Annotated in this window: 16 protein-coding genes; 7 read left to right on the forward strand and 9 right to left on the reverse strand. The window is 70.9% G+C overall.

Annotated features, from left to right (window positions below):
- Positions 1-14: 14 nt before the first annotated feature.
- Both ACXKZF_RS00980 and ACXKZF_RS00985 read right to left on the reverse strand, forming a co-directional pair.
- The gene (locus tag ACXKZF_RS00980) at positions 15-1,004 is read right to left on the reverse strand and encodes a glycosyltransferase family 2 protein (RefSeq protein ID WP_488985113.1); all 990 of its coding nucleotides are present in this window, start codon (positions 1,002-1,004) and stop codon (positions 15-17) included.
- A complete protein-coding gene (locus ACXKZF_RS00985; RefSeq protein WP_488985114.1) occupies positions 1,001-2,098 on the reverse strand; it encodes a glycosyltransferase family 4 protein in 1,098 nt (365 codons plus the stop codon). The genes ACXKZF_RS00980 and ACXKZF_RS00985 overlap by 4 nt, the downstream gene beginning before the upstream one ends.
- 109 nt (positions 2,099-2,207) lie before the next feature.
- On the opposite strand from ACXKZF_RS00985, the gene ACXKZF_RS00990 reads away from it, so the two are divergent.
- From ACXKZF_RS00990 to ACXKZF_RS01010, 5 genes are all read left to right on the forward strand, one after another.
- Positions 2,208-2,897 carry a Pr6Pr family membrane protein gene (locus ACXKZF_RS00990; RefSeq protein ID WP_488985115.1) on the forward strand — a complete coding sequence of 230 codons (690 nt, stop codon included), beginning with the start codon at positions 2,208-2,210 and terminating at the stop codon, positions 2,895-2,897.
- Between the two features lie 142 nt (positions 2,898-3,039).
- Positions 3,040-4,173, forward strand: a complete 1,134-nt coding sequence (locus ACXKZF_RS00995; RefSeq protein WP_488985116.1) for a glycosyltransferase — start codon at positions 3,040-3,042, stop codon at positions 4,171-4,173.
- Positions 4,170-5,453, forward strand: coding sequence for a hypothetical protein (locus tag ACXKZF_RS01000; protein WP_488985117.1), 1,284 nt, complete (start codon positions 4,170-4,172; stop codon positions 5,451-5,453). Before ACXKZF_RS00995 ends, ACXKZF_RS01000 begins: the two co-directional genes overlap by 4 nt.
- Entirely contained in the window at positions 5,450-6,724 is a 1,275-nt protein-coding gene (locus ACXKZF_RS01005; protein ID WP_488985118.1) for a lipopolysaccharide biosynthesis protein, read from the forward strand. Before ACXKZF_RS01000 ends, ACXKZF_RS01005 begins: the two co-directional genes overlap by 4 nt.
- Positions 6,721-8,277 carry an O-antigen ligase family protein gene (locus ACXKZF_RS01010; RefSeq protein WP_488985119.1) on the forward strand — a complete coding sequence of 519 codons (1,557 nt, stop codon included), beginning with the start codon at positions 6,721-6,723 and terminating at the stop codon, positions 8,275-8,277. The genes ACXKZF_RS01005 and ACXKZF_RS01010 overlap by 4 nt, the downstream gene beginning before the upstream one ends.
- Here ACXKZF_RS01010 and ACXKZF_RS01015 read toward each other — a convergent pair.
- The 3 genes from ACXKZF_RS01015 to ACXKZF_RS01025 all read right to left on the reverse strand — a co-directional run bounded on the left by ACXKZF_RS01015 (position 8,206) and on the right by ACXKZF_RS01025 (position 12,526).
- Entirely contained in the window at positions 8,206-9,552 is a 1,347-nt protein-coding gene (locus ACXKZF_RS01015) for a tyrosine-protein kinase domain-containing protein (RefSeq protein ID WP_488985120.1), read from the reverse strand. The genes ACXKZF_RS01010 and ACXKZF_RS01015 overlap by 72 nt on opposite strands.
- Before the next feature lie 254 nt (positions 9,553-9,806).
- Complete coding sequence (locus ACXKZF_RS01020) at positions 9,807-10,808, reverse strand: LacI family DNA-binding transcriptional regulator (protein WP_488985121.1); 1,002 nt, start codon at positions 10,806-10,808, stop codon at positions 9,807-9,809.
- Positions 10,809-10,846: 38 nt separating this feature from the next.
- Positions 10,847-12,526 (reverse strand): glycoside hydrolase family 13 protein, encoded by a 1,680-nt coding sequence (locus ACXKZF_RS01025; protein WP_488985122.1) that lies wholly within the window; start codon positions 12,524-12,526, stop codon positions 10,847-10,849.
- Positions 12,527-12,810: 284 nt separating this feature from the next.
- Between ACXKZF_RS01025 and ACXKZF_RS01030 the strand changes: the two genes are divergently transcribed.
- Entirely contained in the window at positions 12,811-13,335 is a 525-nt protein-coding gene (locus ACXKZF_RS01030; RefSeq protein ID WP_055959854.1) for an adenine phosphoribosyltransferase, read from the forward strand.
- Positions 13,336-13,426: 91 nt separating this feature from the next.
- Here the strand turns inward: ACXKZF_RS01030 and ACXKZF_RS01035 are convergent, their stop codons facing one another.
- Positions 13,427-14,641, reverse strand: a complete 1,215-nt coding sequence (locus tag ACXKZF_RS01035) for an FAD-dependent monooxygenase (protein ID WP_488985123.1) — start codon at positions 14,639-14,641, stop codon at positions 13,427-13,429.
- Positions 14,642-14,705: 64 nt separating this feature from the next.
- Here ACXKZF_RS01035 and ACXKZF_RS01040 point away from each other — a divergent pair, with 64 nt between their 5' ends.
- The gene (locus ACXKZF_RS01040) at positions 14,706-15,230 is read left to right on the forward strand and encodes a MarR family winged helix-turn-helix transcriptional regulator (protein ID WP_488985124.1); all 525 of its coding nucleotides are present in this window, start codon (positions 14,706-14,708) and stop codon (positions 15,228-15,230) included.
- Between the two features lie 52 nt (positions 15,231-15,282).
- Here the strand turns inward: ACXKZF_RS01040 and ACXKZF_RS01045 are convergent, their stop codons facing one another.
- Genes ACXKZF_RS01045 through ACXKZF_RS01055 form a run of 3 tightly spaced genes read right to left on the reverse strand, consistent with a single transcriptional unit; the run spans position 15,283 to position 19,759 of the window.
- Positions 15,283-17,187, reverse strand: a complete 1,905-nt coding sequence (locus tag ACXKZF_RS01045) for an FAD/NAD(P)-binding protein (protein WP_488985125.1) — start codon at positions 17,185-17,187, stop codon at positions 15,283-15,285.
- Positions 17,184-18,572: an NtaA/DmoA family FMN-dependent monooxygenase gene (locus ACXKZF_RS01050; RefSeq protein ID WP_488985126.1), complete on the reverse strand. Its 1,389-nt coding sequence runs from the start codon at positions 18,570-18,572 to the stop codon at positions 17,184-17,186. Before ACXKZF_RS01050 ends, ACXKZF_RS01045 begins: the two co-directional genes overlap by 4 nt.
- On the reverse strand, positions 18,569-19,759 hold the full coding sequence (locus tag ACXKZF_RS01055; protein WP_488985127.1) for an LLM class flavin-dependent oxidoreductase: 1,191 nt from the start codon (positions 19,757-19,759) through the stop codon (positions 18,569-18,571). Before ACXKZF_RS01055 ends, ACXKZF_RS01050 begins: the two co-directional genes overlap by 4 nt.
- Positions 19,760-20,158: the final 399 nt, after the last annotated feature.

Here is a 20,158-nt window from a genome sequence, read left to right on the forward strand (position 1 = left end):
GGCGTCGTTCACCCTCACAACCACCGGGAGAACGGTTCCCGGTCGCGAGTGAGCGGCGCGCGGCGCAGCGCCGACGCGTAGATCCCGAAGCGGCGGATCTGCGCGGCGGCGGCCTCCGGATCGCGACGACGCCGAGCCGCGGCGCGGAACCACCACAACCGGCCGTGCATCCCCGCGAGCACGATCGCGCGCCACAGCTGCTGCTGCAGACCCGTGCGCGCCATCCGCCACCCGTACAGGTCGAAGAGATTCACGATCCACGCCGTGTTGACCGACCCCTCGACGCCGCTGGACGACCCGCCCAGCGCGTGGTGGGCGCGTTCACCGGCGTCGACGATCACGCGGAGACCCGCGGCGCGCAGGCGCAGGCAGAACTCGACGTCCTCGGCGTACATGAACCACCGGTCGGTGAGGCCCCCTGCGCGGCGCCACACGTCCCGGGGGACCATGAGGCATCCGCCGCTCACCCAGTCGACGTCGCGCATGCCCTCGCGCACGTCGGCGGCGAACAGGTAATGCCCCTCGAGGGCGCTCCAGCGGCGGCCGAGGCGCGAGAGCCCCGACTGGTGCAGGAACATCCTGGTCATGGTGGGAGCGTGGCCGGCGGCGAGGATGACGACCTCTTCGCCTTCGTTCTCGAGCACGGGCGAGGCGGCGCCGATCGACGGATCCGAATCCAGCAGCCGTGACAGGCGCGCGACGCCCTCCGACGAGATGCGCGCATCGGGGTTGAGCAGCAGCAGGTGTCGGCCCGCGGCGTGAGCTGCGGCGAGGTTGACCGCGCGGGAGAACCCCGCGTTGGAGTCGTTCTCGATCACGTGGACCCACGGGTGGCGTTCGCGCAGCACGGCGACGGTGTCGTCGGTCGAGAGATTGTCGACCACGATCACCTCGGTGTCGGCCGGGGGTTCGCCGTCGCGGGTGAGCGCATCGAGGCACGAGCCGATAACGCCGAGGCTGTTGTACGTGACGACGATGATCGAGACGGCCGGTGGGGTGCTCATCGCGCGCCCTCCACGATCGCCGCGCGCATGCGGTGCACCGCGTTCTCCCACGTGTAGTGCTCGAGTACCGCGGCGGCGTCGACGGGCGGTCGGGGCGCCGCCATCAGAGCCGCGATGGATGCCGTCACCGCCGCGACATCGCGCGGATCGACGAAAGTGGCGCGGTCGCCGAGGATCTCGCGGAACACCGGGATGTCGCTGACCAGCAACGGGGCGCCGGTGGCCAGCGCCTCGAGGGTCGGCATCCCGAACCCCTCGTCGAGGGTGAGGAACAGGAAGAGGGCGGCGTTCTCGTAGAGCCAGCGCAGCTCCTCGACGTCGATGCGCCCCATCAGCCGCACGGAACCGTCGGCGAGGGCGGCCTCCACCGAGTCGGGGAGGGAGGCGCCCAGGCCCGACTTCTCTCCCACGACCAGCAGCGGGAACGTCGGCGTGGCGGCACCTGACTCCCGTGCCGCGCGGATGGTGGTGGCGAGGTTCTTGCGGGCGTTCAGCCGGCCGACGGCGAGGAGGAACCCGTCGACGTCTCCCAGAGCCGCGGGCCGGCGGGGCGTCGCGTTCTCGAACGAGCGGTTGAGCCCCAGGCCCACCGCGGTCGCCGTGGCCGCAGCCGATGTGCGCGTGATGCGCTCCGCCTCCGATGCGGTGCTGGTGAGCACGACGTCGGCGCGGCGGATCGTGGCGGGCATCAGCGAGAAGTACGCCCGTTCGGCGCGGGTGAACCATTGCGGGTCGGTGCGGAAGAGGAAATCGTGCACGAACACCGCCGACCGTCCGTACAGCGGCGTGAAGTTGTGGGTGAGGGTGACGTCGGGCCGCAGGCGCGCCGCCCGGAGCGCCAGCTCCAGGATGACGCCCACCCCGTGCGGTCGTATCCGTGTTCCGATCACGCGCGCGGAATGCCCCACCTCCCGCTGCACCGTTTCGACATCGACGTTCGGTACGCAGATAATTGCGGAGTCATCGGGGAATTCTCGCAACCAGGCGAGGATCAACTCGCGCTGAACCTCGCGATTAGCCAAAGGGCCGTCAATCCACCAACTACCATCGAAGAGCACCTTCAGGCTGCGCCCCGGCGATTTGCTGTCGGGCATAGAACCCCTGTCTCGAAGGCGATCTCGGTTTGTCAGACAGACTGTACCGAACACTGAAGAACGCAACTGCCCGCTGAAAGGCGGGCGATGCCCATCGTCAGGAGAATTGTTGGCATCCCACCGAGTCGTTGCTTTCTCGCGCTGGGCGATCGCTGTCACGGGCGCGGTGACCGTGAGCATCGCGACGTACACCGCGCAGACCGCGTCGGGTGTCGAGGCCACCGCGGACTTCCTGAGCTCGGTCACGGCTCAGACGAACATCCTCTCGATCGTCGCCTTCGTGATCGCCGGTGCTCACGCCTGGCGTCGCGGGGGGCGGGCTTCCGGTCGGGCCGGGGGGCGGGGTCAGGACGTCTACGCCCGTCGTGCCGCGCGTATCGCGCTCATGCGCGGAGTGAACGTCGCGACGCTCGTCGGCATGTCGGTGCTGTTCCTGGGTATCTACGGCCCCGTCGTGATCACCGACCCGGCACAGCTCAATCCGACTTCCGTGCTGCTGCACGTGGTGATCCCGGCTCTGGCGGTCATCGAGTGGATCGTCTTCCCGCCGGAGCGCCGCCTCGCTCTCCGCGGAGTCTTTCTCGTGATGGTCTTCCCTGTGCTCTGGTTCCTCTTCACGAATGTGCGCGGTGCGTTCACCGGACGGTATGTCTACGAATTCCTCGATCCGTCCGGACCGAGCGGGGCGCAGGGGCCGGCGGCGATGACGGTGCTTATCCTCGCTTGCTTCTTCCTCGTCGGCGCGGTGGTATTCGTTACACAGCGGTCGCGTCGAGTTCGTGCGCCGACGATATATTGAGCGCCAACGCCATCAATGAGTGGATTGGTTGCATTCGCACACGGCCCGGCCGTTTCGTTTCTTGGCCGGGGGTCGACGCACGGGACATTCCTGTCGCAGGCTAGAGACCAGTGGTGCGTATTAATCGGGGGGGACAAGAGGCTTGAGCAGGTCTGTCGCGATCATCGGAACACGGGGATACCCGAGCTACTACGGAGGGTTCGAGACGGCTGTGCGCCGCCTGGCTCCCTACCTGGCGGAGCAGGGGTGGGACGTCACGGTCTACGGTCGTCGGGGGACGACCGTCGACGATGACCCGGACCTCGATCCGCGGGTGATCCGTCGCATCACCGGTGGGGTGGAGACGAAATCGCTCAGCACGCTGTCGTACGGACTGACGGCGACCCTCGACGCGGCGCGGAGAAAGCCCGACGTGGCCCTCGTGCTCAACTGCGCCAACGGGTTCTGGCTGCCGTCGCTCAAGCAGCGCGGCATCCCCACCGTGGTCAACGTCGACGGGATCGAATGGGACCGGGCCAAGTGGGGTCCCGCCGCGAAAAAAGTCTTCCATCAGGGGGCGGTCTGGACCGCCCGCTACGCCGACCGCATCGTCTACGACGCGAGCTCGATCGAGACCCGCTGGCGCGAGGAGTTCGGTCGGGACGGCGACGTCATCCCGTACGGCGGTGACGTTCCGCCCGACTACCCGGTCGAGCCCGGTCTCAGTCATCGGGGCTACGTGCTGCTGGTGGCGCGGTTCGTTCCCGAGAACACGGTGACGGAGTTCATCGAGGCCGCGCGCCACATCGCTCAGACGAAAGACGTCGTCATCGTCGGTTCGTCCGGCTACGGCGGTCCGATCGACGACGCCGTCGCAACCCTCACCCGTTCCAACGCTCGCGTGCGATGGTTCGGCCACGTCAGCGACGATCGCCGTCTGCATTCGCTCTGGCAGCACGCCGGTGCGTATTTCCACGGGCACAGCGTGGGCGGCACCAACCCTGCTCTCGTGCAGGCCATGGCGTGCGGTGCCCCGGTCGTGGCTCGCGACACCGTCTTCAACCGGGAAGTGCTCGACGGCGCCGGAGTGCTGGTCACCCCCGACCCGCATGACATCGCCGCGACCGTCCTGGCGCTGATGGACGATCCCGAGCGCCAGCAGTCCCTCTCCGAATGGGCGCAGCGACGCGCGGAGGCGGCCTACTCGTGGGAGTCCGTCCACGCCGCGTACGAGCGGTCGCTGCTCGCCGCCATCTCCGAACGGCGGTCCGTGTTCGCCGGCGTGGGACGCGCATGACCGGGCTGCGGAACCTCGGCTACGACGACCTCACGATCTGCTACATCCTCGGCCCCCTCGTCGATCTCACCCCCGAGAGAGCCCTCACCGCGCTGAAAGACGTGCTGCGCTCCCCGCGCGGTACGCCGCTGCTGCGCCTGCGCACCCGGGGCCGACGGTGGAAGCGCGTCGACCGGCCCACGGCTCTCGCCGCTAGCGGGCATGCGCTGGAGACGGTGGGGACGGTGCTCGGCCGCTCGGCTCTGGCCGCGCGCGTCCTCGACACGGTGTTCGAGCCCGGTGAGCTGCCGGTGCGCATCTTCGTCAATGACGGGATGCTCGCCCTGGGGCTTCCGCACAGCCTTTTCGACGGCACCGGAGCCACGGCCGTGGTGAGTCTGGTCATGGAGAAGCTCGACGCCCCGGGAACGGACGAGGTACCGGCCGTGCCGTGGGCCAAGGCGCCTCTGCGTGCGGCGCTGAAGCGGTTCGGGCTGCGGGGGGTGGCGGGCATCCGGTCGGCGCGGCAGACCTTCCGGTCGCTGACCGCCGAGACCGAGACCGGATATCAGCTCTCCGAGACGCTGACCATGGCGCAGTCGATCGCGCGGACGCGCATGGTGTCGATGGTGCTCGCGCCCGAGTCGGTGCGCACGATCGCGCTGACGCCCGAGAAGGCGGTCGACGGACGCCGCCCGGCGCGCCCGCCCCTGTCGGTGAAGACGGCGAGCCTGGTGCTGCGCTGTCTGCGCGAGAGCGAGCGCGAGCCCGTGGACTTCCGCGTGGTGGTGCCCGTCGACGCCCGCCGTTGGGTGGCGAAGGGGTTCGATGCCGAGGGCAACTTCTCCCCGTCCGTGCCGATGGGGCGCCTCCTCGCCGACGACTGGAGCGCGACGGCCCTGGCCGAGCGCATCTCCGCGGCGAACAAGTCGGGCGTACCCATCGCGTGGCTGCTCGCGACCACCCTGATCGCGCTGAAGAGCACCGTCCGACACCCCCGCGCAGCGCGACGCCCGAGCCAGGAGACCCCACGGGTTCCCTTCGAGATCCATGTCTCGCTGCCCACGACCGAGGTGGCCGTCACAGAGGCGCTGATGCCGCGCGTGGAGGCCGACACCTTCGTCGGCGGCATGCCGGCGCATCGGCAACTGCCTCTGGGCGTCTGGGTGGAGGTCGCACCTCTCCGGGACTGCCTGCACGTCATCGTCCGCGACGAGACCGGCGTCTTCGACCTCGACGGATTCGACCGACGGCTGCACGACATGATCGCCACCACCGCCGAGATCGGGAGGCGTCCGTGAGCGCCGTGATGCGGGTGTTCAACTCGCCGATGACGATGCTCGGCTCGCGGCTGTCGGTCGCGGCGTTGGGGCTGATCAGCGCGCCGCTCATCGCGCACGCGCTCGGCCCGAGCGGCCGTGGCGAGACGGCGTCGGCTCTGGCCGCCATGTATCTCGTGCCGATCGTGCTGGCTTTCGGGATGCCGTTCGAGGTGCGCCGCCGCGTGCTGGCCGACGGGGGAATGGGCGCGGTGCGCACGGCGCGGCGATTGGCCCTTCTGACGGTGGTTCCGGCGGGGCTGCTGGCGTGGCTGGCCGTGTCCACCCTGTTCTCGGGCTTCGACACCGGCGCCGCCGTCGCGGTCGTCGTGGCGTTGGCCTGCACGCCGCTGATGGTGTGCTGGATGATCGACATCGGCGTAGTGGGTGCGCAACGGCGCTTCGGGGCGGTCGCGCTCCTGCAGGCGACCCAGCCGATCGTGTACGTCGGCGGCATCCTGGTCCTGGCGTTGATGGATGCCATGAGCGTCGCCGGCGTCATCTGGGCGAACGTCATCGGATCGGCGGCCACCGCCGTCATCGGCGCGATGCTCAACCGCACCCATCGGGCGAAGCCGGTGCCGTGGCGGCCCCTGCTGCGCGGCAGCTCGACCTTCTACGGGGCGCAAGCCTCGGACGCTGCCTACCAGCGGCTCGACCAGGTCTTGATGCTGCCCCTGATCGGCTCGCACGAAGCGGGTCTCTACTCCGTCGCGGTGACCATCGGGACCCTTCCCGTCTTCCTGGCTCACGCGGTCGCCGCCCCCGTCTTCTCCGACATCTCGCACTCGAGCGGCCGTGCCCGCGTCCGCGCCACGGGCGAGGCGATCCGGTCGGCGTTCGTGGTCGGGCTGGCCTCGGCGATCTTCCTCGCGGTCGTGTCCCCCTGGGGCGTTCCGCTCCTCTTCGGCGCGGCATTCACCGACGCCCTCCCGGCGGTGATGTTCGCCATCCTCGGATCGCTGTTCGTCGTGGTGGCGGTCAGCGCCGGTGAGGTTCTCTCGGCGCAGAACCTGGGTGTGCGGTTGACGATCGCGCAAGCCTCGGGACTGGTCACGTGTCTCGTCCTGCTGTTCAGCTTCGGCCCGATCTTCGGCGCCAACGCCGCGGCGATCGCCAATGCGAGCGGTGTCGTCATAGCGTTGACCGTGATGCTGCTCTCCATCCGTCCCCCGGTCCGCACGATCGTGCCGCGTCCCTCCGACGCGATGCTCGTGGTGCGCCGCCTCACCGGTCGAGGCGGCACGATGTGACCGCAGCCACGACAGCCGTGCAAGCGGCCCGGGCGCCGCTCGGCGCCCGCATCATGTCGGCCATCGCGCCGCACGGCTGGTCGGGGCTGGGGGTGTTGTGGCTCGGCATCCTGCTCTTGGCGTTCGTGCTGCCGGCCAACGGTGTGACATCGGCGTTCCTGCAGGGGACGGCAGCCACGGCATTCGGCGCGATCAAGGACGCCCTCCTGCTCGGCCTGTTCATCCTGGTGATCGTGACGGGGCGGATCCGACGCGTGCCCGTTCCCATCGTCGTGATCGTGCTCATGATCGTCTCGCTGGGGCTGGTGTCGGGGGCGTGGACGTCGAGTCTCACGCAGGCGGCGTACGGGTGGCGCAACGACTTCCTGCCGTTCCTGGCCCTCATCGTCACGCCGGCCGTGCTCGATCGCCGCCACGTGCCGATCCTGGCGACCGTCTTCGTCGTGGTCGCGCAGATCGCCGCGATCACCACGATCGTGACGTGGAGCCAGGGACTGAAGTGGCTGTTCACCCTCGGGGTCTTCCCGGTGCCGGAGGGCGAGCCCTTCCCCTCCTCCCTCTTCGTCGCCGGCAGCATCGTCCCGCGCGGGTTCAGTCCGTACACCGCTCCCAACGAGAGCGCAGCGGTGGCGACCATGATGCTCGCGGTGCTCTGGACGCGCCCGCGCTGGCCGCTGTGGCTGAAGGCGGGTCTGACGGTCCTGCCGCTCGTGGCCATCTATCTCACGCAGTCGCGCAGCGGCTACCTCGGCCTCGCTCTGCTCGGGGCGGCCCTGGTGTCGTGGGCGATCTTCCGTGCTCGTCCCGTGATGACGTGGGCCTTCCTGACGATCATGGCCGCCGCCGGTATCGCGGGGATCACGCTGTACCTCTTCATCGACAAGGTCGTCTCGCATATCGCCGACCCGTCACTCATCGGACATAGCGACAGCCTTTTCGAGAACATTCCGTTCCTCGTCACGCACCCGTTCGGATACGGGTTGGGAATGGTCGGGCCACGCGCCCTGAATTACTCGAGCGATGCGATTCTGGTGGAGAGTTTCTTCCTTCTCCTCGCCATCGAGTCCGGCATTCTCGTCATGCTGTTGTTCGGTGTGCTGCTGGTGTACCTGTTCCAGGGCGGTCTGCGCGCGCGCACGCTCGACGGCTTCCTGCCCGCGGCGGTCATCGCGGCTAGTGTCGTCAGCTTCACCGTCCTCCCGACCCTCCAAGAGGGTCCGGTGGCGTACACCCTGTGGATCCTCTGCGGCATGGGCGTGGTCGCTGCGCGCGCCGGTGGGTCATCCCGCCCCGTGGCTCGGAGTGCGACCGCGCGGGCCGTCGGTTCCTCGGCGCCGGCACCTGCCACAGCCGAGGCGGAGTCGCCGGCACCTGCCACCACCGAGACGGAGTCGCCGGCACCTGCCACCGCCGAGACGGAGGCGACCTCACCCGACGGCGCCCCGTCGCTCCGCCGGCGCCGAGGGGCCCTCGCGGGCGCGTCAGGCGAAGGGGACGACGGGCGCCGCGGGAGCCGGCGAAGCCTTCGGAGCTCGGGAGACGACGGCGCCTAGCACGTCGCTGCGTACGGTGCGCAGCCGGTCGGTCGCCGTGGAGATGTCGGCCGCCCCCGACACCCCGACGCCGGCCACGAGCAGCGTGGCGTCGGCCAACTTGCTGAGCAGGACCGCGTCGGTGACCGTCAGCACCGCGGGCGAGTCGATGAGGACGTGGTCGAACCGACGGGCCAGCTGAGACAGCACGCGTTCCATGGCTGCGGTGCCGATGAGGTTGCTCGGGTTGGCCGCGGTGCGGCCGGCCGGAAGCACGCTGACGCCCTCGGCGGTGCGTGCCAGCGTCGTGGGTTCGGGCAGCGCCGCGCTGTTCAGCAGCTGAACCAGAGTGGGCGCGCCACGGGGGGTTTTGAAGACGTCGACCATCACCGGGGAACGCAGGTTCGCATCGATGACCAGCACCGAACGGCCGACCTCGGCCATCGAGGCGGCGAGATTGGCGACGACGACGCTTTTGCCATCGCCCTCGCGAGCCGAGGTCACCAGCAGGACGCGCGACACCGAACGCGTTCCGTAGAGCAGCGCCGTCCGCAGCATCCGGAACGACTCGGCCGCGGGGCCGTCTTCGTCCACCAGGGTGGGTCCCTTGCGCAGGGTGGCGTCGAACGGCACCGATTCGATGACGGCGAGGTCGGTGTGCGTGGTGACGTCGGCGGCGGAATGGATGCGACCGTCGCGGAGGTGGCGGAGCGCGATGATGCCCACGCCGAGGATGAGCCCGGTCGCGCCGCCGATGAGCAGATACACCGGCAGGTCGGGCGTGAGGGGAGAGTTCGGCACCGGGGTGGATTCCAGCAGGCGCAGATTCACGCGGCTGGGACCGCCATCGGAGGTGCCCTCGAGCTCACGGACGTACTGGGTGAGGCTGGCCGCCACGGTGTCGGCGATCTGCGCGGCGCGTTCCCCGTCGTCGTCCACGACGTCGATGGTCATGATGGCCGTGTTCGGCATGGGCGCGGCGGTGATCTCGGCCGCCAGTTCGCTCACGGTCATGTCGAGGTTCAGCTCGGAGATGACCGGCTCGAGCACCGAGGCCGAGGTGGTGAGGGCGACATAGGAGGGCACGCGAGCGGCGGCGCTGGTGAACGATGCCCCCACGTCGGTGCTCGACTGGCTCGAGACGGTGCTGAGCGAAACCAGCACGGTGGTCTGAGCCCGATACTCCGGGACGGCGGTGACCGTGACCGCCGCCGCCGCCGCCAGCCCGACGGCGACGAAGATCGAGATGGTCAGCCAGCCTTTACGAATCAGGCGTCCGTATTCGCGTATCCCCACGTGTGCGACTCCTGTCGATTCGATGATTCGTATACGCATCGAATGACACGCAGTCGGATCTGGCAGAACGGGTCGGAACTTTCCCCAATTATGTCGCACGGCTATGGCCAGACCGTTTCATTGAAGGCAATTCGAGGGAATACGACGCGTTATGGACACACGGCGCGCACGCCGCGCGTGTCCCGTCCGGTCGTCGACCCCGTGGGGCAGGTCGACGGTGCCCTGCGCGCGTCGTGCGGGGGCCGCCGGACGGATCAGCGCCCCGGCGGCGCGGTCGAGCCGCGGTCGACCAGCTCGAACGGCAGGGTGCCCAGACCCCGGGCCGGTCGGGTACCGTCGAGCGCGCGCAGCACCACCTCGGCGGCGCGCTCGCCCTGTCCGCGCGCGAACTGGTCGATGCTCGTCAGGCCGAACCAGCGACCGAGCTCGTGCCCGTCGACGCCGATGATCGAGACGTCGTCGGGTACGCGCAGACCGAGCTCGCGCGCGGCGAGGATCGCTCCGATCGCCATTTCGTCGGATGCGGCGAACAGGGCCGTGGGGGCCTCGTCGGACGAGAGCAGGCGGGCCGCCGCGCCCGATCCGCCCTCGATGGTGAAGTCGGCCGGTTCGACGCCGTGCGCCTCGATGCCGGCGTCGGCCAGCGTCTCCTCGAAGCCGCGGCGTCGCAGGGTCGGCACCGACGAGGCGGCGTCCGCCACGGCATCCGCTCCGATGTGGGCGAGGCGTCGATGGCCGAGGCCGAGCAGATGCGCGGTCGCGAGGCGCCCCACGGCCAGATCGTCGACGGTGAGCGTGGTGAGCAGGGGGTTGGGCCCGGCGATCGCGACGATCGGCACGCCGAGGCTGCGCAGCGACGACGACTCCTCGGCATCGAGCTCGAGGGCGATGGTGATGACCGCGTCGATGCGTCGCCGCCGCAGGTGGTCGTCGAAGACGCGGCGCCGTTCGGCCGGGTCGGCGCTCACGCTGTACAGCGTGATGTCGTAGCCGCGCCGCACGAGCGCATCGGAGATGCCCGCGAGCACGGTGCTGAAGAACCACCGGTCGAGGAACGGCACGACCACCCCGACCGCCCGTGCGCGGCCGGTCGCGAGGGTCGACGCGGCCGCCGACACCACGTAACCGAGGCTCCCGGCGGCGGCGAGCACGCGCTCGCGCGTCGCGCTCGACACCGAGCCGCGCCCGCTCAGCGCCCGTGAGACCGTGGCCGTCGACACTCCCGCCGCGCGCGCGACGTCGTCGATCCCGGCCACGGTCTCGTGTCCTCCGGGGAGCGGATGGATGCCGCGGCTCAGGCCGCGGCGATCCAGACGGTCGTATCGGTCGGCAACCGGTCGCCGTCGAGGGGGCCGCTCGCGATGAGCACCTCGCCCGCGGGCAACTCGACGGCCTGGTCGCCGAGGTTGGCCACCACCAGCAGCGAGCCGTTGCGGAAGGCCACCACGTCGTCGCCGTACTCGTCGAGCCAGTCGATGTGGCCGGCGCCGAGATCGCGGACGCGGCGCTCGGCGAGGAGAGACCGGTAGAGAGTGAGCGTCGAGGCGGGGTCGTCGACCTGCACGTCGTGCGCGAGCTCGGCCCACTCGGCGGGCTGCGGCAGCCACGAGGCGCCGGTGGAGTTGAAGCCGTAGGCGGGGGCGTCCGCGGTCCAGGGGATCGGCACACGGCAGCCGTCGCGACCGTAGCGCTCGCCGTCCGTGCGGAACCACGTCGGGTCCTGACGGGCGTCGTCGGGCAGGTCGATGACCTCGGGAAGGCCGAGCTCCTCGCCCTGGTACAGGTACGACGAACCCGGCAGCGCCAGCATGAGGGCCGTCGCGGCGCGGGCGCGGTGCAGCCCCTTCACCGGGTCGGGCTGGCCGGGGGACTTCGGGCCGATACCGGCACCCTGAGGATTCTCCGCCGTCAGCGCGAGACGCGAGGCGTGGCGCACGACGTCGTGGTTCGACAGCACCCAGGTGCTCGGGGCGCCCACGGCGCCGTACTCCTCGAGCGACTCGGTGATCACGGCGCGCAGGGCCGCGGCATCCCATTCCGTCTCGAGGTAGTGGAAGTTGAACGCCTGGTGCATCTCGTCGGGGCGCACCCACAGTGCGGTCTGCTCGACGGTGGGGAGCCACGCCTCGGCGCAGAGCGCGCGGTCGCCGTCGTACGCGGCGAGCACCTCGTGCCACTCGCGCCACACGTCGTGCACGCCCGGCTGGCCCCAGTACGGAACCTCCTCGGCGTCGCCGCCCATGGAGCCGCCGTCGGGGTCGAGCGTGAAGTCGGGCAGGCCCTCGGCCTTGATGAGACCGTGCGCCACGTCGACGCGGAACCCGTCGACCCCGCGGTCGAGCCAGAAGCGCAGGATGTCGCGGAACTCCGCGCGCACCTCTTCGTTGGTCCAGTCGAAGTCGGGCTGGGTCTCGTCGAAGATGTGCAGGTACCACTGCCCGGGCGTGCCGTCGGCCTCGGTCACGCGCTTCCACATGCCGCCGCCGAAGACGCTCTCCCAGTTGTTGGGGGGCAGCTCGCCGTTCTCGCCCTTGCCCTCGCGGAAGATGTAGCGCGCGCGCTCGGGGCTGCCCGGAGCCGCCTTCAGGGCCTCTTGGAACCACACGTGCTGATCACTGGAGTGGTTCGGGACGAGGTCGACGATGACCCGGATGCCGCGCTCGTGCGCACCCGCGAGCATGTCGTCGAAGTCGGCCAGGGTGCCGAAGATCGGGTCGACGTCGCGGTAGTCGGCGACGTCGTAGCCCGCGTCTTTCTGCGGAGACGTCTGGAAGGGGCTCAGCCAGATGGCATCCACCCCCAGCGTCTGCAGGTCGTCGAGGTGCGCGGTGACGCCGGGCAGGTCGCCGAGGCCGTCGCCCGACGCATCGGCGAACGACCGGGGATAGATCTGGTAGATGACGGCGGTCCGCCACCACTCAGATCCGGGTGCGGAGGCGAGATCGGCGCGCGCATCTTCCTGCGTGAAAGTCATGCGGCCACGATAGTGCAAGCGCTTGCAGTCGCGTCAATCCTGGTCACCTCCGCGGGCCCTTCCTCGTTGAGTGTCCAGAACACGCCGCAGTCGTCGAGCGGTACGCGGCGTGTCTTGGACACTCAACAGGGGTGGCGCGCGGGGCGACGGACGCGCGGCGCTGTGCGCCGGGTGTTGAGTGTCCAGAACACGCCGCACACGGACCCGGGAGTGCGGCGTGTTCTGGACACTCAATGAGGGAAAGAGCGGGGGAAGGGGACGGACCGCGCGATTAGGCTGGGGCGGTGCCCGACGCCTCTGCCCTCGCCCGCGCTGAATCGCTCATCACGAGCATCCCCGACTACCCGAAGCCGGGCATCATGTTCCGCGACATCACGCCGCTGCTGACGGATGCCGCTGCCCTGCGCACCGTCGTCGAGGCGCTCGTGGAACCCTTCGCCGGCCGCATTGACGCCGTCGCGGGCGTCGAGGCGCGCGGGTTCCTGCTGGCGGGGGCCGCAGCCGTCGTCGCGAACGTGGGCCTCATGCCGATCCGCAAGGCCGGAAAGCTGCCGCGCCCGGCGGCGTCGATGTCGTACGACCTCGAGTACGGCTCGGCGCAGATCGAGATGCACGACGACAACGCCGCGGGCGCCCGGGTGCTGCTGCTCGACGACGTGCTCGCCACCGGCGGAACCCTCCGCGCCGGACGCGACCTGCTGCGGGCCGTCGGGAGCGAGGTCGTCGGCATCGCGACGCTGCTCGAGATCGACGCCCTCGGCGGTCGCGCGGCGCTCGGCGGCGACGTGCACGCGGTCTTCCACGTCTGACGCCCGACCGGGCTCGACCCGTCGAGTGTTTCGGGAGATGGCCGGATGCCGACAGGTTTGGATCCCGCGTCACCAGCGTTCGTGGTCGGTGTCAGGCCGCCCTCTCGCGGAGCGTCGGCAGTTTCTGATCGGTGTCCGCGACCTGGCCGAATCGCGCTGCCAGGTGCGAGAGCGGCGGCGCGGTCATGGCCTTCATGAGCACACCGCGCGCGGCCAGGCCGAGCCGGGTGTGCGGGTACGCCAGTCGCAGCATCCCGCGGGGGATGCCCTGGATCTGATCGACCAGGGGACGCATCCACCCGTCGAACGATGTGAGCGCTTCGTCGAGGCGGTCGCGGTCGAGGGGTCCGTCGATCTGCGACAGAAAGGCCGCGAGCACATATCCGCCGGTCAGCGCGAGCGATGAGCCACCCCCGCCCATCGGGGTCACGCACCACGCCGCGTCGCCGATCACGCACACGCGGCCACGGTGCCATCCCGGCATCCGGATCTGCGTGAGCTCGTCGATGTACACGTCGTCGGACGACTCGAAGCCGTCGAGCACGCGCGGGGCCTGCCACCCCGCGTCGGCGTAGCGCTCGCGTAGGACGCGCAGGGCGTCGTCGCGGTCGCGCTGGGCGAGGCCGTCGTCACCCGCGTACGACAGGATCGCGCGGGTCGTGCCGTAGGGGTCCGGGCGCAGGTGCACCTGGCGCCCGCCGACCGCGTTGTACCAGCGCCAGCGGTCGTCGTCGTCGGCGGTGCGCGGGATGGTGCCGAAGGCCATGGTGATGCCGAGAGGGTCGGCATCGACCTCCGACGCGGCGAAGAGCAGGTCGCGCGTACGCGATCGCACGCCTTCGGCCACGACCAGCAGGGCGGCGTCGAGGCGCTCGCCGCCCTCGGTGACGATCGAGACGCGGTCTTCGCGCGACTCGTCGACCTCCGCCACGGCCTCGCCGTAGACGAAGCGGACGCCCGCGGGGAGGGATTCGAGGATCGCGCGCGCGAAATCGCCGCGGAGCACCTCGAGCTCGGCCGTCGCCCCATCGGGTCCGTCGGAGGGGAGCTCGGCGATGACCTTGTCGTGCGCGTCGACGATGACCGTGCCGGTCTCGGTGGTGTTCTTGGCGCGGATCGCATCGGTCAGGGCCATGCGATCGAGCACCTCGCGGGCGATGCCGCGCACGTCGACGTTCTGCCCGCCGTCGCGGAAGGCGGGCGATCTCTCGACGACGGTGACGCCCCACCCGATCCGTCGCAGCCACCAGGCGGCGGAGAGTCCGGCGATGCTGGCGCCGGTGATGAGGGCGTGCGGTGCGGTCATGACGACTCCTCGTGATCGATACGGATAGCTTTACAGTAAAGTCACTTGACTGTAAAGTCTTTGCATGGCCGCGTTGAATTCGCTCTCGATGACCTGGTCCGACCTCGAGGTCGCGGTCATGCACCGCCTGCGCGACTGGACGATGGCATCCGATGAGCTCAACAGGCATCTCTCGGCGTGGATGGGCCTGCCGGCGTCGGATGCCGAGGCGCTCGGGCAGATCGTCTGGGCTGTGCAGTCGGGGGAGCCGGTGGCGCCCGCACAACTCGCGCGTCAGATCGGGATGACGTCGGGGGCGGTGTCGGTGCTGATCGACCGCCTCGAGCGCGCCGGGCACGTCACCCGTCGTCGCGATGACGCCGACCGCCGACGGGTCACCCTGCATCCGACCGCGACGGCGCTGGAGGGGATGGAACGGTTCCTCGGATTCGCGGGTGCCGAGGTGGCCGCGGCCACACGGGAGACCACGGCCGAGGAGCTGCGCATCATCCGGGTTTTCCTCGATCGCATGACCGACGCTGCGGCCGCCGCGAACGCGCGACTGCGCGAGACGCCCGCGCCGCACCCTCCTCGCGCCCCCCAGCGTTGAGCGTCCACGACACGCCGCGCCGCCTACCCAGGACGCGGTGTGTTGTGGACACTCAACGAGAGGGGGCGCCGGCGGGAGCGCGCACAGCCGCCACCGCGTCCGCCACCGCCCCGGCCACGCGGTCGGTCTGCCGCAGCGACAGGGCGTTCGACCGGGGCCGCGTGAACGCCCCGGCCTCCATGCCCGACGTGAAGGGACCGAGGGCGAACAGCGTCGCGTGGACCGAGCCGTCGCGCGCGATGACCCGGCCGTCGGCGTCGACGTCAATGCGCCCGAGTGAGCCGGTGAACGTCGCGTCGCTGACGTGCACCTCGCGGCCGTGGCGGGTGGCGAGCTCGCGCAACGCCGGATTCTCGCTCGCGGCGGCCCCGCTGCCGGGGAGCCAGGCGTCGACGAGGCTGGTGGTCACCACTTCTCCGGGAACGCGGGGAGAGGATGCCGTGAAACGGCCACCCGCGATGCGCACGGCCACATCGGGTCCGAGGAAGCGCACAACGCCGGCATCGGCCAGGGCGGCGATCTCTTCGAGACGGTGGGCGGGCGGCCCGGAAGCGACGTAGCTGAAGAACGTGTGCCAGGTCACGGGCAGGTCGACGGCCCGCGATCTGGCGCTCCATCGCTCGGTGGGGATGTCGGCGAGGGCCAGGAACGACAGCAGGATCGTCAGGAACACCGCCTGCGTGGTGCTGTGTTCCTGGGTCGTGCGCAGGTGCAGGTCGTCGGCGATGTGGCGGCGGACGCGCCGGTGCACGTCGGCGGCGTCGACGAACGCCTCGTCGCCGAGTGGCACGTCGAGCGCGGGCACGTCGAAGCGATCGAGCGGGTCGGGCACGACGGCGGCGACCGCGCGGCGCAGGGCGGCGGTGTTCCCGTCGACCTCGCGCAAGGTCCTGCGGAAATCACCCCACGTCGTCGTCACCCGCTCGGGGTGGCCGGTGAACAGCTCGCGGTAGTGCCCCCACACGAGCTCCCGCGCGACGAGCGGCCACACGTCGTCGAGGAAATCGATCGTGCCCGGCCGGGCGAGCAGGGCGGCGACGGCGGCCGGGGTCAGCACCTCGCGCGTCGGAGGCTCGCCCTGCACCTGCGACGACACCTTCGAGCGGTAGGGCACCCCGCGGCGCGAACCGAGGTGCAGACGCGGTTCCCGTCCCGACGGCTCATAGCGCAGGGCGCCCTCCCCGGTGCGGATGAAGCGGCCGTCACGCCCCTCGGTGAGCAGAACGACGGCATCCACCGCGGCGAGTCCCATTCCGCGCACGATGACGTCGTCGCCGGGGCCGAGCACGGAGAGGTCGGCATCGGCGGTGAACGACGGCGGCACGTACGTCAGCCCGGCCCCGGAGGCCGCGACGAGCAGGTCGCGGGTCTCGCCGTCGGGCTCGCGTCCGTTGTGGCCGAGGGCGTACACGACGATGTCGGCCGGCAGACGGATGCCGTCGGCCAAGGCCACCTCGTAGCCGTCGACCGTGTCGTCGACCCACTGCACGGCCCCGCGGTGCCACCGCACCTCGACGCCGGGCGGCGCGATGGCGACCGTGCGGCGCCAGAACCAGTCGAGGTATTCGCTCTGCAGCCGGCGCGTGGGGAAGCTGTCGCCGCGGAGCGCCTGCAGCTCGGATGCGAGGTCGGGATCGGCGATGTCGACGTCGGGCAGTGAGCCCGCTCGGACGCGCTCGGCCCACTCGATGAGCGATGGTCCCGAACGCACCGGCCCCGAGATGGTGCACGACTCATCGGTGAACACCGTGACGTCGCGCGCCATCGAGTTGAGCTTGAGCAGGGGCGACTGCTCTCGTCGCCAGATACGGCCCGCGCCGGGCGGATGGGGATCGACGAGGGTGACGTGCAGGGCCGGAGTCGCGGCTTTCGTGCGCCGGGCGAGCAACCGCTCGACGAGCATCACCGCGCGAGGCCCCGCTCCGACGATGACGAGCCGCGCCGCCCGGTCGCTCATCGCGCGACGGCCGACGCGGTGTCGTGCGGCCCGGGAGTGTGCGGAGCGCCCGCGACCACCGGCGGCAGTCCCAGCAGGTCGTGCAGGGTCGCGCCCTCGTCGTACGAGCGGCGGTACGACCCGCGCTCCTGCAGCAGGGGCACGACCTTCTCGGTGAAGGCGTCGAGGCCGTGCGGGGTGACGTGCCCGACGACCGTGAAGCCGTCGGTCGCGCGCTCCTGCACGTACCGGTCGATCTCGGATGCCACGTGTTCGGGCGTCCCGACGAAGGTGTGGTTCGCCGTCAGGCGGATGACGAGCTCGCGGATGCTGAGGTTCTCGGCCGTCGCCTGCGCGCGCAACTGACCCACCCGGGCGCGGATCGCCGCGTGGCGCCCGGCGAAGCCCTGCGCCGTCTCGACGCCCGTGTCGGGTTCGACGTCGGGCAGGGGGCCGTCGGCGTCGTACCCGCTGAGGTCGCGGTTCCAGATCTGCTCGAGGTAGGTGATCGCGGTCTGCGGCCGCACCTGGGCGAGCGCGATCTCGCGCGAGTGCTCGCGGGCCTCGGCCTCGGTGTCGCCGAGCACGAAGGTCGCCGCGGGCAGGATCTTCAGCGAGTCCTCGTCGCGGCCGTGGGCGGCGAGGCGCCCCTTGACGTCGCGGTAGAACTGCTGCGCGTCGTCGAACGCGGTGTGCAGCGAGAAGATCACGTCGGCGTGGGCGGTGGCGAAGTCGCGGCCGTCGGAGGAGTCGCCGGCCTGCACGATCACGGGCCGGCCCTGCGGGGAGCGGGGGACGTCGAACACCGCGTCGACGTCGAACAGGCGGGACTCGTGCCGTACCCGCGCGATGGCGTCATCGCGCAGGAACGCCCCGGTCTCGGCATCCGCCACGATCGCGTCGTCGCGCCACGACGACCACAGCGCTTTCGAGAGCTCGGCGAACTCGGAGGCCCGCACGTACCGGTCGGCGTGGTCGAGGTAGCCGCCGCGGCGGAAGTTCGCGCCGTGGAACGCGTCGGAGCTGGTCACGGCGTTCCACCCCGCGCGACCGCCCGAGAGCAGGTCGAGGGTGCCGAGCTGTCGGGCGAGCTCGTACGGCTCGTTGAACGTCGTGTTGAGCGTGCCGACCAGACCGATGTGCTCGGTGACGGCGGCTAGGGCGGTGAGGATCGCGAGGGTGTTCGGGCGTCCCGCCACGTCGAGGTCGTGCAGCTGCCCGCGGTGCTCGCGCAGCCGCAGCCCCTCGGCGAGGAACAGGTAGTCGAAGAAGCCGCGCTCGGCGGTGCGGGCGAAGTGCTCGAACGACGAGAAGTCGATCTGGCTGCCCGCGGCCGGGTCGGTCCAGACGGTCGTGTTGTTCACCCCGGGGAAGTGGGCGGCGAGATGGATCCGGCGGTGGGTCATGCGCCGACCTCCTGACGGGCGTAGCGGCTGGCGAGACGGGGGAGTCCGACGCGCTCGCGCAGAGTGGGCGCGCCGTCGTCGGGGAGCAGGATGCCGGCCGCCGCCGCGCGTGGCACGACCCGGTCGGCGATCGCGTCGAGGTCGGCCGGAAGGCGGGCGGGTCGCAGGCGCACGCCGTCGACCCCTTCAGCGGCTAGCGCTGCGATCTCGTCGACGACGTCATCGGCGGTACCCACGACCACGCGGGCGTCGGTGGTGAGCGGCGCGCGGTCCTGCAGCCGATTCCACACCGCATAGGCCTCGGCGCGCGTCTCTTCGACGAGCACGAGCAGGTCGGCGAAGACGCGCAGGGGCTCCTCGCGCTCCCCGCCGGAAAGCTCGTTCAGGATGCCACCGACCGCGACCGCATCACGGGGCGTGACGAACACGAGGTCGGCGTGCTCCGCGGCGAAGCGGTACGGCACCGTCTGATGCGCGAGGGCGGTGACGAGGGGCTGGCCCTGTGGGGACCGCGGCACGATCGAGGCGCCGGTGATCGAGAAGAATTCGCCCTCGAAGGCGACGTTGTGCACGCGCTCGCGGTCGAGGAACTTCCCCGACGCGAGATCGCGCACGATCGCGTCGTCCTCCCACGAGTCGGCGAGTCGACGGATGACGTCGGCGACCTCTCCGGCCTCGCGGAACGCCGCCAGCAGAGCGGGGTCGTCTTCGACCCGGCCGGATGCCGGGAGACCCGAGGGGCCGTCGGCGCGACGGCCGAAGTTCGCCCGCTCCTGCTCGGTGGATCCCGCGACGAGGCGCACGCCCGCGCGGCCGCGGCTCGAGTGGTCGAGGGTCTGCAGCCCCGTGGCCAGGTGGAAGGGCTCGGGGTGCGCGGTGGTCGCGGTCGGGACGAGGCCGATTCGGCGCGTCAGCGGCGCCAGGAACGACGCCACCAGCACCGCGTCGAGTCGCCCGCGCACGCGGTCGCGCCGGGTCTCGGCATCCGGTTCGAGGGAACGGCCGCCGAGGCTCAGCGCGTCTTCGATCGTGGCGAGCAGCAGGCCCGCGCCGTCGGCCGTGCGGGCGAGAGTGCGCCAGTAGGCGGCGGAGGTCAGCTCGGTCGGGCGGGCGGCGGGCTCGCGCCAGGCGGCCGGATGCCAGCCGGCACCGTCGAGGGCGACGGCGAGGTGGATGCGATCGGGCATCGGGGGATCCCTTCGCGGCGGGCCGGTCCCACCGAGAGGCCCACTGTGCCGCCGCGGCCGTGAGGGCACAATCGCGGCCGTCATACAGCGCCGCGAGGCGTCATTGTTACGGCTGTGGCGGCGTGCTCCCCCGCTCGAGTGTCCACGACACGCGGACGTCGCGAAATTTCGCCCGGGTGTTGTGGACACTCACGCGGGGCTGGGGTGCGGGCGCGGGCGCGGGGGCGCGCGGGGGTACGGGGGCGCGGGCGCGGGGCCCGGGCGGCCGCATCCACCGCCGAGTGTCCACGACACCCGGGCGTCGCGTGATCCCGTCCCGGGTGTTCTGGACGCTCAGCTGGAGGAGTGGGATGGTGAAGCCCGGCATCCGGCCCCCTGCGTGAGAAGGTACGCGCGGGC

Source organism: Microbacterium sp. ABR10, from assembly GCF_057812175.1.

Coding starts and splice junctions, on each gene's coding strand:
- ACXKZF_RS00985 (WP_488985114.1), bottom strand. CDS start 2,098: ATGCCCGACAGCAAATCGCCGGGGCGCAGCCTGAAGGTGCTCTTCGAT.
- ACXKZF_RS01025 (WP_488985122.1), bottom strand. CDS start 12,526: ATGACTTTCACGCAGGAAGATGCGCGCGCCGATCTCGCCTCCGCACCC.
- ACXKZF_RS00980 (WP_488985113.1), bottom strand. CDS start 1,004: ATGAGCACCCCACCGGCCGTCTCGATCATCGTCGTCACGTACAACAGC.
- ACXKZF_RS01040 (WP_488985124.1), top strand. CDS start 14,706: ATGGCCGCGTTGAATTCGCTCTCGATGACCTGGTCCGACCTCGAGGTC.
- ACXKZF_RS01000 (WP_488985117.1), top strand. CDS start 4,170: ATGACCGGGCTGCGGAACCTCGGCTACGACGACCTCACGATCTGCTAC.
- ACXKZF_RS01045 (WP_488985125.1), bottom strand. CDS start 17,187: ATGAGCGACCGGGCGGCGCGGCTCGTCATCGTCGGAGCGGGGCCTCGC.
- ACXKZF_RS01035 (WP_488985123.1), bottom strand. CDS start 14,641: ATGACCGCACCGCACGCCCTCATCACCGGCGCCAGCATCGCCGGACTC.
- ACXKZF_RS01050 (WP_488985126.1), bottom strand. CDS start 18,572: ATGACCCACCGCCGGATCCATCTCGCCGCCCACTTCCCCGGGGTGAAC.
- ACXKZF_RS01055 (WP_488985127.1), bottom strand. CDS start 19,759: ATGCCCGATCGCATCCACCTCGCCGTCGCCCTCGACGGTGCCGGCTGG.